This is a genomic window from Yersinia proxima (genome assembly GCF_902170785.1).
Taxonomy (GTDB): Bacteria; Pseudomonadota; Gammaproteobacteria; order Enterobacterales; family Enterobacteriaceae; genus Yersinia; species Yersinia proxima.
In genome coordinates this window covers 236,314-252,839 of record NZ_CABHYG010000016.1, presented here as the reverse complement: position 1 = coordinate 252,839, position 16,526 = coordinate 236,314, and the positions used below count along the sequence as shown (strand labels likewise).

Below are 16,526 nucleotides of genomic sequence, written 5' to 3'. Positions count from 1 at the left end.
ACTTGTAAAACAATGGCACATTGGTGAAGTCGAGCGGATATGCAGTGGTATCAGATTAGAACTGGAACGTCATACCACGATAGTCTGTAGTCTGTTCTTTCTGTTTCAAAAGCCCATCGCGTATTTATTGCTAAATTACAGCATACAAGAATCGACAATCCCGCAGCTACAAAGTAAATTTTTGGGAATGACGATGGGTGTACTGGTACACTAAGATTCAACTTGTCACTATTCGAGTGAATGTTTTCGAAAATAGGCCGCCTCAATAGAGATAGATAAAAGGAGAGGGGGTTATTGGTGATAAAATTATTTCTTATAAATCAATGATGAAGTGTCAATGAGCTATCAGGTCCTTGCCCGTAAGTGGCGCCCCAAAACGTTTGCAGACGTCGTTGGTCAGGAACATGTCCTGACGGCGTTGGCTAATGGCCTTTCATTAGGGCGAATTCACCACGCCTATTTATTTTCTGGCACCCGTGGAGTTGGTAAAACCTCTATCGCTCGGTTGTTAGCCAAAGGCCTCAACTGCGAAACGGGCATTACTGCCACCCCTTGTGGTACTTGTGCTAATTGCCTGGAAATCGAGCAAGGCCGTTTTGTTGACTTGATCGAAATCGATGCGGCCTCGCGCACTAAAGTCGAAGATACCCGCGAACTGCTGGATAATGTCCAATATGCGCCGGCCCGTGGCCGTTTCAAGGTCTATTTGATCGATGAAGTCCACATGTTGTCACGGCACAGTTTCAATGCATTGTTGAAAACTCTTGAAGAACCGCCAGCCCACGTGAAATTCCTGCTGGCGACGACCGATCCGCAGAAGTTACCTGTCACCATACTTTCTCGCTGCTTGCAGTTTCATCTTAAGGTCATTGATGTTGAGGTGATTCGCGCCCAGCTCGAAAAAATACTGTTAGCCGAGCAAATCAGTAGTGATGCCAGAGCATTGCAATTACTGGCGCGCGCCGCTGATGGCAGTATGCGCGATGCACTCAGTTTGGCTGATCAGGCCATCGCGATGGGGGATGGGCATGTCACTACCGCCACCGTCAGTCAAATGTTGGGAACATTGGATGACGAGCAACCGCTGGCGATTATTGAAGCGTTAGTGAGTGCAGATGGCGTGCGAGTGATGGCCCAGCTTGAGCAAGCGGCATCACGCGGTGTTGACTGGGAAAATCTATTAGTCGAAACCTTAAGTTTGCTGCACCGCATTGCGATGGTGCAGTTATTGCCCTCCATGCTGGATAATCACTACGCGACTATTGAGCCGCGATTACGCGAGCTGGCGCGAACACTGCCGCCTACAGATATCCAGCTGTACTACCAGACATTGCTGGTGGGGCGAAAAGAGTTGGCATATGCCCCTGACCGCCGCATGGGGGTCGAAATGACTTTATTGCGCGCCTTGGCGTTTCATCCTAAAGCGATAATTGCCGAGCCACAGAAGGTGCCAGTCAGTGCTCCGACGGCAATAGCGGATAATACGCCAGCGCCGCAGCAACATTTTCAGGCTCCGTCATTTACCCAACATGCGCCACAGTATGAGGCCCCGCCACTAGGTGCCACTGCGCCGGTTAACTCCGAGCTTCCAGACGCTACCGCGCAATTGCTGCAAGCACGCACGCAGTTACTGCGCAAAGCGGGGACAACCCCAGCAAAAAAGAGTGAGCCGGCAGCGCCAGGAAAAGCGCGGCCGGTAAACTCAGCACTGGAGCGCTTAGCTTCTGTGACTGAGCGCAGCCAGCAGCGTCTGGCCGCCAAATCTACGGAAGAGAAGAAACCGGCGAAGAAAGAAGCATACCGCTGGACAGCGCAGAATCAGCCTGAAGTGCCAGTAGAGCCGGTAGCAACACCGAAAGCATTACGATCTGCGTTGGAGCATGAAAAAACACCGGAGCTTTCTGCCAAATTGGCTCAAGAGGCAATGGTGCGCGATCCTTGGGCGGCAGAGATTGATAAATTACACATTCCCAAATTGGTGCAACAACTTGCGCTGAATGCATTTAAAGAAGAAATAGAACCGGGTAATATTCGCCTTCACTTGCGTTCTGCTCAGCGCCATTTAAACTCGCCGTCGGCACAAAAGACTCTGGCAGATGCATTGAGTGAATTACACGGTAATACGGTCACACTAAGTGTTATCGAAGATGATAATCTGGCGGAGCGTACCCCGTTAGAGTGGCGGCAGGCCATTTATGAAGAAAAGCTGGCACAAGCACGCCAGTCAATTATTGCGGATAATAATATTCAGACGCTGCGTCGTTTCTTCGACGCCGAACTGGATGAAGAAAGTATCCGACCGGTTTAACCGCTGCGATAAGTGCATGGTGCACTGACGCAGCCCCTTGCTATGAGAGATGACTATGTTTGGTAAAGGCGGTATTGGCAATTTAATGAAACAAGCCCAGCAGATGCAGGAAAAAATGCAGCAGATGCAGGAAGAAGTCGCCAAATTGGAAGTTACCGGTGAATCTGGCGCGGGCTTGGTAAAAGTGACTATCAATGGGGCGCATAACTGCCGCCGGGTTGAAATCGACCCAAGCCTGTTGGTTGAAGAAGATAAAGAAATGCTGGAAGATTTAATTGCTGCCGCATTGAACGATGCTGCTCGTCGCATCGATGAAACGCAGAAAGAAAAAATGGCTTCGGTATCAAGTGGTATGCAGTTACCACCAGGCTTTAAGATGCCGTTCTGATGCAAACCAGTCCACTCCTTGAATCATTGATGGAGGCGTTGCGCTGTTTGCCGGGTGTTGGCCCGAAATCGGCGCAACGTATGGCATTCCAATTGTTACAGCGGGATCGTAGCGGTGGAATGCGCCTGGCACAGTCATTGACGCGCGCAATGTCTGAAATTGGTCACTGTGCTGACTGTCGGACATTTACCGAGCAAGAGCATTGCACTATTTGCTCTAATCCACGGCGGCAGCAAAATGGTCAAATCTGTGTGGTCGAAAGCCCGGCAGATATCCATGCCATTGAGCAAACGGGCCAGTTTGGCGGGCGCTATTTTGTGTTGATGGGGCATTTATCCCCCATGGACGGCATTGGCCCCAGTGATATTGGTTTGGATTTGCTTGAGAAACGGCTGGAAACTGAAACTATCAGTGAAGTCATTCTGGCGACCAACCCGACAGTTGAAGGGGATGCAACCGCCAACTATATTGGTCAAATGTGCGGCCAGTATGGTGTGTTAGCCAGCCGTATTGCACACGGTGTGCCAGTCGGCGGTGAGTTGGAAATGGTTGACGGCACAACCCTATCCCATTCATTAGCGGGGCGAAACCCCATTAAGTACTAGTTTCAGTAACTACCTATCTAATTTAATCTGGTGGGCGATGGTTTTGTTATTGATTATCATATGAATAATTTCATCCATGATGTTCAATCAATCGCCCCTGATTCTCTGTTTTTTCTGTGTTAAGGCTTGAAAGCTCCCGCAATTGACCCCATTTGATACTCACTGTTCGATTTTATCTATACCCGTCATCTTTCAAATTGCAGGTGTGTTGGCTGCACTCGTTCACCCGAATCACTGACTGGAGTCAGCTCATCGGGCTCACGGGCTTGCCGCCGGCCTGTATTTTTGAAATCTATAGGGTAAACCTGTCGGTAATTTGGATTGAGGTAATTAATGAGTATGAAAGGTCAAGAAACCCGTGGATTTCAGTCAGAAGTTAAACAACTTCTTCATTTGATGATTCACTCGCTTTATTCCAATAAAGAAATTTTCTTGCGCGAGCTTATCTCTAACGCCTCTGACGCGGCAGATAAACTCCGTTTCCGCGCACTGTCTCACCCAGAATTGTTTGAAGGTGATGGCGAGCTGCGTGTGCGTTTATCTTTTGATAAAGAAAAGCGTACTTTGACCCTAAGTGATAACGGCATTGGTATGAGCCGTGAAGAAGTCATTGATAATCTCGGTACTATCGCAAAATCAGGGACTAAAGCATTCCTCGAATCTATCGGCTCAGACCAGGCTAAAGATAGTCAATTGATTGGTCAGTTTGGTGTGGGCTTCTATTCTGCTTTCATCGTGGCAGATAAAGTCACCGTCCGCACTCGTGCCGCTGGCGCACCCGCAGATGCAGGTGTGTTCTGGGAATCAGCAGGTGAGGGTGACTACACTATCGCGGATATCTCTAAAGAAGACCGCGGTACAGAAATTACCCTGCATCTGCGCGAAGGTGAAGATGAATACCTTGATAACTGGCGCTTGCGTTCTGTTATCAGCAAATATTCAGACCATATTGCACTGCCCGTCGAAATCGAAAGCAAAAATGAAGAAGATGGCACTGTCACTTGGGAGAAAATCAACAAAGCCCAGGCGTTGTGGACTCGCGGCAAAGCTGAAATAACTGACGACGAATACAAAGCATTCTACAAACATATTGCTCATGACTTCACTGATCCACTGATTTGGAGTCATAACCGCGTAGAGGGTAAGCAAGAGTACACCAGTCTGTTGTACATCCCGGCGCAAGCGCCTTGGGATATGTGGAATCGCGACCATAAGCACGGCCTGAAACTGTATGTACAGCGCGTGTTTATCATGGATGACGCTGAGCAGTTCATGCCGAATTATCTGCGTTTTGTTCGTGGCCTCATTGATTCCAATGACCTGCCGCTGAACGTTTCACGTGAGATTTTGCAAGACAGCCGTGTAACGCAGAACCTGCGCAGTGCGCTGACCAAACGTGTACTGCAAATGTTGGAAAAACTGGCTAAAGACGACGCTGAGAAGTATCAGCAGTTCTGGCAACAGTTCGGTATGGCGCTTAAAGAGGGGCCAGCGGAAGACGGTAGCAACAAAGATACCATTGCCAAATTGCTGCGTTTTGCGTCGACACATACTGACAGCTCCGCGCAAACCGTGTCATTAGAAGATTATGTCAGCCGCATGGCCGAAGGGCAGGAGAAGATTTATTACATCACTGCGGATAGCTATGCTGCGGCCAAGAACAGTCCACACCTGGAACTGTTCCGTAAAAAAGGCATTGAAGTCTTGCTGTTATCTGATCGTATCGACGAATGGATGATGAGTTACCTGACTGAATTCGATGGCAAAGTTTTCCAATCAGTCAGCAAAGCAGACGATTCATTGAATAAACTGGCCGATGAAGAGCGCCCAGAACAGCAAGAAGCGGATAAGGCGCTGGAACCTTTTGTTGAGCGTGTGAAAACATTGCTGGGCGAACGTGTAAAAGATGTTCGCCTGACTCACCGTCTGACGGATACTCCGGCCATTGTCACCACGGATGCGGATGAAATGAGCACGCAAATGGCGAAATTGTTCGCCGCTGCGGGTCAGCAGGCACCGGAAGTGAAGTACATCTTTGAACTGAACCCGGAACATAGCCTGGTTAAACGAGCTGCTGATGTGGCTGATGATTCTCAGTTTGCTGAATGGGTTGAGTTACTGCTGGATCAAGCACTATTGGCTGAGCGAGGAACCCTAGAGGATCCTAACCAGTTCATTCGCCGCATGAACCAGCTATTAACTGCTTAATTTAGTATTAGAATGCCTCGGGCACATAACATGCTCGAGGCATTTTTTATTATATTTCATTTAGTTAAACTTATACCTTCTCGCATTTTTACGGATAAAACATTACTGCCCCGGTTCGCGCACCTTGAGCCAACCCCCCTGAAAATGGTATGGTTGCTTGTTTTCCGCAATTTTGCTTTTATCTAAGTATAAAATATACCCCAAATAATTCGAGTTGCAGGACGGTGGCAAGCGAATGACAAATTGGTTGTAAACCATTTTGAACAGCGCTTACGCTGGCTCGTAGAGTGAGTCTCTAAGAAACTCATCATCTCTTGGTGTTTACGTAAGTAAGTGACTAGGGCGATTGAGCGCAGCCAACGCGCATGCGGCTTGAAGTATGGCGGTATACATAGAAAAACTACATAGCAAGGGGATTTACGCAATGCGTATCATTCTGCTGGGCGCTCCGGGCGCTGGTAAGGGTACTCAGGCTCAATTCATCATGGAGAAATACGGTATTCCGCAAATCTCTACTGGTGATATGTTGCGCGCCGCTGTAAAAGCAGGTTCTGAGTTAGGTCTGAAAGCGAAAGAAATTATGGATGCCGGCAAGCTGGTTACTGACGAGCTGGTAATCGCATTGGTTAAAGAGCGCATCACACAGGACGATTGCCGTGACGGTTTCCTGCTAGATGGGTTCCCGCGTACCATTCCTCAAGCTGATGCCATGAAAGAAGCCGGTATTAAGGTTGATTATGTGCTGGAGTTTGATGTTCCAGACGAGCTGATTGTTGATCGTATCGTTGGGCGTCGGGTTCATGCTGCTTCCGGTCGGGTTTACCACATTAAATTCAACCCACCTAAAGTTGAAGATAAAGATGATGTGACCGGCGAAGAACTGACGATCCGCAAAGATGATCAGGAGGCGACAGTTCGCAAACGTCTGGTTGAATATCATCAGCAAACTGCACCATTGGTTTCTTATTATCGCAAGGAAGCTGATGCCGGTAACACACAATATTTTAAACTGGACGGAACCCGTAAAGTAGCTGAAGTCAGTGCAGAACTGGCGGCTATTCTCGGTTAATTCTGGATGGTAAGATAGTCGAGGCGGCCTAAGGTCGCCTTTATTATTTTACGGGCACGATTGAAATCATATTTGTCGGTTTGAATAGACGGCGTAATACACAATAAGGACTCCGGCATGAAGCAAAGTAAGTTTGGCGTACTGATGGTTAATCTGGGAACACCTGATGCCCCGACACCACAAGCCGTAAAACGCTATCTGGCTGAGTTTCTGAGTGACCGCCGGGTAGTTGATACTTCGCCGTGGTTGTGGTGGCCTCTGCTACGGGGGGTAATTCTACCTATTCGTTCCCCGCGAGTGGCCAAACTATATCAATCTGTCTGGATGGATGAAGGTTCTCCTTTATTGGTCTACAGCCGTCGGCAACAAAAAGCCTTGGCAGAACGTATGCCAGAAATCCCAGTAGAGTTAGGGATGAGTTATGGCTCGCCAAATCTGCCTGGTGCTATTGATAAATTACTTGCGCAAGGTGTGACCAAGTTGGTGGTATTACCGCTTTATCCGCAATATTCCTGCTCGACCAGTGCAGCCGTCTGGGACGCAGTTGCCCGCATTTTAAAAGGCTATCGCCGTTTGCCGTCGATTTCTTTTATCCGTGATTATGCAGAGCATCCCGCCTATATTTCAGCGCTAAAACAAAGTGTTGAAAACTCTTTTGCGCAACATGGCAAACCAGACAGATTAGTCCTGTCTTTTCATGGTATTCCTAAACGCTATGCGCAATTAGGGGATGACTACCCGCAACGTTGTGAAGATACCAGTCACGCTTTACGTGCTGAACTGACCTTACCGGCAGAGCAAATCATGATGACATATCAATCACGTTTTGGTCGTGAGCCGTGGTTAACCCCATATACCGACGAAACTTTAAAAAGTTTGCCCTCTCAAGGGGTTAAACATATTCAGTTGATATGCCCTGGTTTTTCTGCTGACTGCCTGGAAACATTGGAAGAAATCAAGGAACAAAACCGAGAGATTTTCTTACATGCTGGTGGCGAGAAGTTTGAATATATTCCTGCGCTGAACGATGACAAGTCACATATAGACCTTTTAGAACAGCTGGTAAAACAAGAGATTGGTTCACTATCCCATCATTTATGTATTGATTAGTGCCTAAATGATACGTTATTACATATTTTACCAGGTTCTTTTGCTTGTAATGCCTATTTAGATGTACGAGAATCACATTTTTATAAAAACAAATATATAAGTGGTTTTGTAACTAATTGTTGTAGAACAAATTTTTAATTGAGCTACATAATGAAATCTGAAAACAGTGCATTGGTAGCTGTGAGCCAAGGGCGGTAGCGTGTCTTGATTAAGGCCGACTATTTGTAAGTATCTGCCTTAAATGGATTTTATGTTATGAGAATGGACATTAATTAATATACTCAAAACGCATGAAAAAATAATTTAATTCAATAGCTGGAAATTTAAATGTCAGTATTACGAAGAAATATTTTTTCTTTACTTTTGTTGCAAGGAAGTAATTACATTATTCCTCTTTTAACATTACCCTATCTGACTCGTGTGTTGGGGGTAGAGGGATTTGGAGTCTATAGTCTTACACTTTCATTAGCTCAATACTTTGTTATTTTAATTGATTTTGGATTTAATTTATCAGCATCAAAAAAAATAGCTGAACATCAAGATGATCCAGAATATATATCTAAGGTCTTCTTTGAAACTCTCATCTCAAAATCTATATTATGCTTAATTTCAATTGTAATAGTGGTTTTTCTTCTTGCTGCAAATTCCCATGCAGTGATTCAGCATGAGTTAATTTATACTGTACTCATGTTAATAGGGACGACACTGATGCCAGTGTGGTTTTTCCAAGGAATAGAAAAACTCTCTGTAGTGACTAATTTAATGATAGTTGCAAAGTTATCAATGTTGCCATTATTCTTTATATTTGTACATAGCGATGCAGATGTTAAATATGCCGTAATGATTCAATCGTCAATGAATTTACTGGCCGGTATTATAGCAATAGTATATATATATCGAAAAAAATTAGTCAGGGCAGTTAATTTATCCAATTTAAGAGTGGTATATACGTTAAAAGATTCATTTCCAATATTTTGTGCCACGCTTTCTATCAGCCTTTATACCATGAGTACCACAATTATTATTGGCATATTCAGCAATGTCTATGAAGTCAGTATATTCACAGCAGCAGACAGAGTAAAAGGTGCTATCCTTGGCGTTTTTCTAGTATTAGGTAATGCATTTTATCCAAGAATAAACTCCTTACTTGTTAACAATAAAGAGCAGGCTTATGCTTTAATAAGGAAGATCTTTTATTGGCAAGGAGCATTATGTATAATCATCACTATATTTGTTATTATCTTTTCTAAAATAATCACCAAAATTATGTTTGGACATGAATATTCAGAAGTATCAACCTTACTGATTTTATTCTCTCCCGTCTATTTATTAGTCATACAGTCAACTGTACTGGGTAATTATATTTTGTTACCCCATGGGTATAAAAAGTCTTATACTATCTTACCAATGTTTTCGGCCGTAATTCATATTCCTCTCTGTGCATATCTTGCATCTAAATATGGCGCGTGGGGGGGAGTGTTATCAATTATTGCCATTGAAACTTTATCATTCATATGCTTAATTCTTATTCTTAGGAGAAAGAAATTACTTTTTGAAATTCTTTCGAGAAATAAAAATGGATAATAAAAAACTACTCACTTTGATCATACCGGTATTTAATGCAGAACAATATCTTGATGCATGTCTAAGTTCTGTATTTGTCCAATGGGATAGTACATTAGAAGTTATTATTATTAATGATGGTTCAACAGATCATTCTGCCGATATCATACAGAGATACTGTGAAAAATATGATTTTGTTTATATAGCACAAGAAAATGCAGGCATATCGGTTGTCAGAAATATGGGAGTTTCGGTTTCAACAGGAGAATATATTACTTTCTTAGATGCCGATGATATTTGGTATGATGGTATTTATAGCTCGATTAAGACAATTATCCTAGAGAACTCACCAGATGGTATGGTTTTCAATTACTCCGAATTTTTTGATCATAAAGAACATGTATTTAAGTTAATAAAAGAAAATAAATTTACTATTGATCATCTTGAGAATGTGAAATTAAAAATAGCTGAAAGCGAGATGTTTTATGTCTGGCGATGTGTCTTCAAAAAAAATATTTTTAATGGTATGACTTTTGATGTAGGTCGACGATTTGAAGATCAATTATTATTGCCTATATTGATTGATAAATGTAAATCTATATTTGAGTGCAAAGATTTAATTGTCAAATATAGACAGATCTCGAGTAGTATCACTAAAAATCTGAATATATCAGACTTGGATGATAGTGAGTTTGGATTGGTAAGGTTTAGGGATGAATACTCAAAATACAAAAGCAAATATTGGGCTGTCGTCTTAGCTAGTGTCTTTATTTCACATATTTCAAAGTGTGCCAGAATTTATCATTTCAATAAAGTAAGGGCATTAGACAGTTTTAATAAATCTTATGCTATTGTTTCATTAAAACCGATAATCTATTCGGGGAAAATAAAACCTATTTTATATTATATATTCAAATATAAATTGTTTTATAGATTGGTCTCATCTGTTGAGAAAGAGGTGATAAAATGATAACTGTCACGGTATTTACACCTACTTTCAATAGATCTCATGTATTAAAACGTTGCTATCTTTCAATTTTAGAACAGCATAGAGATGATATCGAATGGCTAATCATTGATGATGGTTCGACAGATGATACAGCCAATGTAATTAAAGAGTTTCAAAATGAAAATAAAATAAAGATAAAATATATATATCAAGATAATAGTGGAAAACAAGCAGCCTGGAATAAAGCGGTTGAAAATGCCGATGGTGATTATTTTATCGGGTTGGATTCTGATGATGCGCTTGTTGCTGATTCTATAAATAAATTACTTCTGCTGAGTAATGTGCTTGAAGATAAAGAAATTATTGGGATTAGAGCGATCTCAGTGAGTTCAGAAACATTGAAGCCTAATAATTGTTTTTTATCTACAGTAGATAAAAAGAGCTCATGGTTTGATGAGTTTCGTTCAGGTATTCGTGGGGAGAGAATTGATTTCTTCAAAACTGAATTACTAAAAAAGTATCTCTATCCAGTAGTGTCAGGTATCAATTTCATTCCTGAAATTTGGTTTTATAGTACTGTAGCTAAAGAGTATTGTTTCTACTATAGCTCAATACCTGTTCGCGTTTTTTTCGATGATGAAGTAACTAATCGGTTAAGTAAGTCATCTATAAAAAAACATGCTATAGGTCATTATATTTCGCGTAAAGCTCTATTAGAAAATACGCCATTAAAAATATGGTTATTTCGTCCGCTAGATTTTGTAAAATCTGTTTTACGGATTAACCAAGCCATAGTTATGATGGACAATAAGTATATTGATCATGATAAATCGTCTCTGTTAGTGAGAGTTGTTACTTTGCCTGGTGCAATAGTTCACAAAATTAAAAGATAATAAGAGATTTTATGAAAAAAATCGCTTTCTTTGGTGGCGATATAAGCCATGCCGGTGGAACTGAGCGAGTCAGTTTAGCGCTCTCCAACTATCTTGTAAAAAATGGTTATCAAGTTATTATAATTAGTTTAAGTGGTAATGCTCCGCCTAAGTTTCATGTAGATGAAAGTATAAAGATAGTTTCACTTTTTAATGAAAAAAAGCGTTTTTCATTAGCCTATTTTTCTGTCGTTTTTAGATTGCGCCGTGTCTTAATCGATGAGTCAATCGATGTTCTGATTGATGTTGATACTATGTTAGCATTATTCAGTACTACTGCATTATTAGGCACCAAGATAAAGCATATATCGTGGGAGCATTTTAACTATAAAAGTAATCTGAATATAAAATCACGTAAACTTGCCAGAAAAATAGCGGCCAAATATTCCGATGCAGTTGTCACTCTCACAGAGAAAGATCGCAACTATTGGTTAGAAAAAAATAAATATCCTAAAAAAATAATAGCAATACCCAATCCATTACCTTTTGAGTCAAAAAGTAAATTAACAAAAAAACACTCCAAAAAAATTTTAGCTCTGGGGCGTCTTACTTATCAGAAAGGCTTTGATCTTTTACTTGATATTTGGGCTAAGATTGAGAATATGAATAATGATTGGAGACTTATCATTGCTGGTGATGGAGAAGATAAGCAACTGTTATTAGATAAGATAAAAATGTTAAATTTAAAAAATGTCGAGTTGCTCCCATCAACTCCTCATGTAAATGAATTATATGACCAATCTAGCATTTATGTCATGACCTCTCGATTCGAAGGTTTTCCCATGGTGTTGCTTGAAGCAAAAGCAAGTGGATTACCAATCGTTGCATATGATTGTGATACAGGTCCTTCTGAGTTGATCATTAACCATGATGATGGTTTTCTTATCCCATTTAATGATAGTGATACGTTTACTTGTAAATTGGCTTTACTTATGAATGATGATGACTTAAGAGAGTCTATGTCTATCAAGTCACTAAAAAATGCCGAAAAGTATAAAATAGAAGTGGCAATAGGTGATAAATGGAAACGTTTGATAGAGAGTATTTAAAGTTTAGGTGGTATTTTTTAATCATTAATATATTTAGCAGATAAGATTGAATATATTAATGTGAAAGTTTTAAATTAAACACTTTATAAAACACAAGAGGTTTCAGTGAATTTATTATATGTTATTACCGGGCTTGGCATGGGAGGGGCTGAGAAACAAACTGTCTTGATTGCTAATAAGATGTATGAGGCTGGTCATAGCGTAATGATTATTTCGCTAACTGGTGAGACATTAGTTAGGCCTAATAATGGCGTTAAATTGAACGAACTAAAATTAGATAAAACACCTTTTAGTTTATTTAAGGGGTTATTCAAGGTTAAAAAAATAATAAAAAAATTTAAACCTGATATTGTACATAGCCACATGTTTCATGCGAATTTATTCGCCAGAGTTCTGCGGATTTTCACAAAAATACCAACTTTAATATGTACAGCACATAATACTAATGAAGGAAGCTCATTGAGGATGCTGGCATATAAATACACTGACAAACTTGCTTCTTTATCGACCAATGTTAGTCAAGATGCAGTTGACTCTTTCATCCGTAAAGGTGCCTCCAGTGCTGGCAGAATGATTGTTGTTTCAAATGGTATCGATACTTCTCAGTTTGATTTCTCAGTAGATGATAGGAATGTGAAGCGGTCAGAGCTAGGTATATTTGATGATACTCCAATGCTCCTTAGTGTAGGTAGGCTAACAGAAGCGAAAGATTACCCAAACTTACTGACAGCCTTTTCCTTGCTTATTAAAGACAATAGCTTTCAGCATTCGCCTCGGTTGTTTATTGTCGGAACGGGTCATCTTGACGGTTACCTTAAAAATATGTCTAAAGAGTTCGGTATTGACAAATATGTAACATTTCTTGGACAAAGAGATGATATACGACAATTAATGTGTGCTGCAGATATATTTGTTCTCTCTTCTGAATGGGAAGGTTTCCCGCTTGTTATTACCGAAGCTATGGCATGCAAGAAAGTAATCGTCGCGACTAATGCTGGAGGTATCACTGAAGCATTGGGAGATTGTGGTTCAATTGTCCCGATCAAGGACCCAAATAGCTTATCTCAATCAATAAATAAAATGATAAATTTATCTGATAACGAAAAAGAAATATTAGGTAATAAGGTGAGAGAGCGAATTATACAAACAAACTCTATCGAGAGGATAATTGAACGTTGGTTATCTATATATATTAAATTTACAAAGTAATTGTCGAGTTAGATTTGTTAAAACGACAAGGTATTTTTATAACTCCTACCATTAGGAAATGAATTTAGGGCTAATATGTCAATTTATATATTACTACTAACAATACTCTTTTTTACATCAGCAGGGTTGACATACTTATTAAGACTCTATGCATTAAAGAATAATATTATTGATACCCCTAATTCTCGCAGTTCACATGTAACCCCAACGCCAAGGGGCGGCGGAGTTGCAATCGTTACAAGTTTCCTTATTGGTATAATCCTTTTCTATTTTCTGGGTTATCTCCCCCTATTATTTACTGTAGGATTAACTGTATCTGGCGGGGTAATAGCATTGGTAGGTTTTTGGGATGACCATGGGCATATTGCTGCTCGTTGGCGTCTCGTAGCTCATTTTTCTGCTGCGGTATTCTTACTATTTTGCCTGGGCGGTTTTCCTGCATTGAATGTATCAGGTTTTATTATTGACTTGGGAGTTTTGGGCGGTCTATTTGGTTTGTTATTTTTAGTGTGGATGCTAAATCTCTATAACTTTATGGATGGTATTGATGGTTTGGCAAGTGTTGAGGCGGTAACTACTTGTATAGGGATGATTGCCATTTATTATATAAGTGGAGATCGCATTGAACTGAATAGTTATCTGGTTCTTTGGTTGCTTGCGAGTACAGTTCTGGGCTTTTTAATTTGGAATTTCCCACCGGCTAAAATATTTATGGGTGATGCTGGAAGTGGTTTTCTAGGGTTAATTATTGGTTCTTTAGCGATAAGTTCGGGTTGGATAGAGACAAAATTTTTCTTTTGTTGGCTAATTCTTCTAGGTCTATTTATTGTTGATGCAACATGGACCTTGGTACGTCGAGTTATTGGTGGTTTTAAGGTTTATGAAGCTCACAGAAGTCATGGTTATCAAATTGTGTCTAGAAGATTTAAACGTCATTTGCCTGTGACTTTATCCGCTATTGCTATAAATATTATTTGGCTATTTCCTATCGCATTACTCGTAGGACTTGATGTTGTTAATCCAATAGCAGCACTAATTATTTCTTACATTCCTCTTTTATATATTGATTATAAAATTAATGCTGGTGTTAATAACAATTGATCGGTTTTAATTTATGATTGAATAATTGAGCAGAATGAACACTACTTAAAAGCGTGTGTTCCTTATTAGGGTTGGTATCATATGTTCCTCGTATTTTTATTATCTTTACCAAGACCTGCTAAACGAATCATTATGATATTGTTAGATACGATTCTTATTGCTTTAGCATATTGGGGTGCTTTCTGGGTACGATTGGACGTAGATAGTCCCTTTACCAGCATTGAACAGTGGGTTGCTCTGGCAGTAATTATACCACCGACACTTCTTGTGTATATACGACTGGGTTTATATCGGACAGTATTACGTTACGTCAGTGCTAAGATTGTTAGTGTTGTGATTGTTGGTGTTGTTCTTTCCTCTGGTTTACTTGTGCTTGGATCCTATTTCTTAGGGATATATTTGCCAAGAACAGTGTCTGTTATGTTCTTTATTTTCTCATTAGTGCTTATCTGTGGTTCTCGATTATTGTTTAGAATGCTATTAAATTATGGTGTTAGAGGACAGATACCGGTAGTTATATATGGCGCGGGGGCTTCAGGAAGACAATTAGTTCCTGCTCTAATGCAAGCCAGTGAATACTTTCCTATTGCTTTTGTCGATGATAATCCCAAATTGCATAAAGCGGTTATTCATGGTGTTACTGTTTATCCTTCAGAAAAACTTGAGTATTTAATTGGACGCTATGGTATTAAAAAAATATTATTGGCTATGCCAAGTGTTAGCTTGAGCCAGCGTAGAGCAGTTGTAAATAAACTTGAAAATCTCGCTTGTGAAGTTTTATCAATTCCTGGGATGTCTGATTTGGTTGAGGGTCGGGCACAAATAAGCAGTCTAAAGAAAGTTTCTATCGAAGAACTGCTGGGACGAGATCCAGTTGTGCCAGATGAGAAATTATTGGCTAAAAATATTACGGGAAAAGTAGTAATGGTGACAGGGGCTGGGGGATCAATAGGCTCTGAACTATGTCGCCAGATTATTGTAGAGAAGCCAAGTTTATTAATCCTTTTTGATATCTCTGAATTTTCTCTTTATTCCATAGAAAATGAAATAGCGTCGATATGTAAACATAATAAAATTGAGACGGAATTTGTCGCACTGCTTGGGTCTGTACAAAGTGAAGAACGCCTGGTCCAGATAATGTCTAGCTTCCATGTAAATACTGTTTATCATGCCGCAGCCTATAAGCATGTACCTCTTGTTGAGAGTAACGTTATAGAGGGAGTAAGAAACAATATATTCGGTACGCTGTATTGTGCTAAAGCGGCAATAAAATCTGGGGTCGAAAAATTTGTTTTAATTTCTACAGATAAGGCTGTGCGGCCAACCAACACCATGGGTGCTACCAAAAGAATGGCAGAACTTGTGCTGCAGGCATTGTCGACAGAACAAGATAAAACAAAATTTTGTATGGTTCGCTTTGGTAATGTTCTCGGATCTTCCGGTTCTGTCGTTCCTCTCTTTAAGAAACAAATTGCTGAGGGGGGACCAATAACGCTCACACACAAAGATATTATTCGCTATTTTATGACTATTCCTGAAGCCGCTCAGCTGGTTATTCAAGCTGGTGCTATGGGACACGGTGGGGACGTTTTTGTATTAGATATGGGCGATCCTGTTAAAATTATTGATTTGGCCAAACGGATGATTAATCTTTCTGGTCTTTCTATTAAGAGTGAAGAGAATCCAGATGGTGATATCGCTATAGAGATCTCTGGGTTACGCCCTGGCGAAAAATTATATGAAGAATTGCTTATTGGTGATTCTGTACAACATACCTATCATCCTCGAATTATGACTGCAACTGAAGTTATGCTTGAATGGAACGACTTGAATATTCTGCTAAACAGAATTGAAACTGCCTGTAATGACTTTAATTACGAACGTATCCGTTCTTTATTATTAGAAGCACCTACAGGATTTCAACCAACAGATGGCATCTGTGATGTTGTTTGGCAAAAGACTCATGACGAAAATGCAAAAAACGTTATTGTTCACTGACGCTTAATATAATATCTAAGCATACTTGCATTTATTG

General features: G+C 40.6%; 13 protein-coding genes and 1 other annotated feature. All 13 genes read left to right on the top strand.

Annotation, left to right across the window (positions count from 1 at the left end; all coding sequences use genetic code 11):
* Window positions 1-337: 337 nt before the first annotated feature.
* The 13 genes from dnaX (at window position 338) to FTB31_RS14910 (ending at window position 16,489) form a co-directional block, all read left to right on the top strand.
* Window positions 338-2,308 carry a DNA polymerase III subunit gamma/tau gene (gene dnaX / locus FTB31_RS14970; RefSeq protein ID WP_227731516.1) on the top strand — a complete coding sequence of 657 codons (1,971 nt, stop codon included), beginning with the start codon at window positions 338-340 and terminating at the stop codon, window positions 2,306-2,308.
* Window positions 1,639-1,702, top strand: a sequence feature (DnaX frameshifting element). It overlaps the preceding gene by 64 nt.
* 55 nt (window positions 2,309-2,363) lie before the next feature.
* Window positions 2,364-2,696, top strand: coding sequence for a YbaB/EbfC family nucleoid-associated protein (locus FTB31_RS14965; protein WP_019081276.1), 333 nt, complete (start codon window positions 2,364-2,366; stop codon window positions 2,694-2,696).
* Window positions 2,696-3,301 carry a recombination mediator RecR gene (gene recR, locus FTB31_RS14960; RefSeq protein WP_050077374.1) on the top strand — a complete coding sequence of 202 codons (606 nt, stop codon included), beginning with the start codon at window positions 2,696-2,698 and terminating at the stop codon, window positions 3,299-3,301. Before FTB31_RS14965 ends, recR begins: the two co-directional genes overlap by 1 nt.
* Window positions 3,302-3,640: 339 nt before the next feature.
* The gene (gene htpG, locus FTB31_RS14955) at window positions 3,641-5,509 is read left to right on the top strand and encodes a molecular chaperone HtpG (RefSeq protein WP_050077412.1); all 1,869 of its coding nucleotides are present in this window, start codon (window positions 3,641-3,643) and stop codon (window positions 5,507-5,509) included.
* 424 nt (window positions 5,510-5,933) lie between these two features.
* Window positions 5,934-6,578 carry an adenylate kinase gene (gene adk / locus FTB31_RS14950; protein WP_050077375.1) on the top strand — a complete coding sequence of 215 codons (645 nt, stop codon included), beginning with the start codon at window positions 5,934-5,936 and terminating at the stop codon, window positions 6,576-6,578.
* A 117-nt stretch (window positions 6,579-6,695) separates the two neighbouring features.
* Window positions 6,696-7,688 carry a ferrochelatase gene (hemH, locus tag FTB31_RS14945; RefSeq protein WP_077174519.1) on the top strand — a complete coding sequence of 331 codons (993 nt, stop codon included), beginning with the start codon at window positions 6,696-6,698 and terminating at the stop codon, window positions 7,686-7,688.
* A gap of 327 nt (window positions 7,689-8,015) precedes the next feature.
* Window positions 8,016-9,272 (top strand): flippase, encoded by a 1,257-nt coding sequence (locus FTB31_RS14940; RefSeq protein WP_227723120.1) that lies wholly within the window; start codon window positions 8,016-8,018, stop codon window positions 9,270-9,272.
* The gene (locus FTB31_RS14935; protein ID WP_050077378.1) at window positions 9,265-10,221 is read left to right on the top strand and encodes a glycosyltransferase; all 957 of its coding nucleotides are present in this window, start codon (window positions 9,265-9,267) and stop codon (window positions 10,219-10,221) included. The genes FTB31_RS14940 and FTB31_RS14935 overlap by 8 nt, the downstream gene beginning before the upstream one ends.
* A complete protein-coding gene (locus FTB31_RS14930) occupies window positions 10,218-11,093 on the top strand; it encodes a glycosyltransferase family 2 protein (RefSeq protein ID WP_227731515.1) in 876 nt (291 codons plus the stop codon). The genes FTB31_RS14935 and FTB31_RS14930 overlap by 4 nt, the downstream gene beginning before the upstream one ends.
* A gap of 11 nt (window positions 11,094-11,104) precedes the next feature.
* Window positions 11,105-12,181 (top strand): glycosyltransferase family 4 protein, encoded by a 1,077-nt coding sequence (locus FTB31_RS14925; protein WP_227721749.1) that lies wholly within the window; start codon window positions 11,105-11,107, stop codon window positions 12,179-12,181.
* 105 nt (window positions 12,182-12,286) lie between these two features.
* Window positions 12,287-13,390, top strand: coding sequence for a glycosyltransferase (locus tag FTB31_RS14920; RefSeq protein ID WP_050077381.1), 1,104 nt, complete (start codon window positions 12,287-12,289; stop codon window positions 13,388-13,390).
* Between the two features lie 75 nt (window positions 13,391-13,465).
* The gene (locus FTB31_RS14915; protein WP_050077382.1) at window positions 13,466-14,491 is read left to right on the top strand and encodes an MraY family glycosyltransferase; all 1,026 of its coding nucleotides are present in this window, start codon (window positions 13,466-13,468) and stop codon (window positions 14,489-14,491) included.
* A gap of 81 nt (window positions 14,492-14,572) precedes the next feature.
* A complete protein-coding gene (locus FTB31_RS14910) occupies window positions 14,573-16,489 on the top strand; it encodes a polysaccharide biosynthesis protein (RefSeq protein WP_072081842.1) in 1,917 nt (638 codons plus the stop codon).
* The last annotated feature ends 37 nt before the right edge of the window (window positions 16,490-16,526 follow it).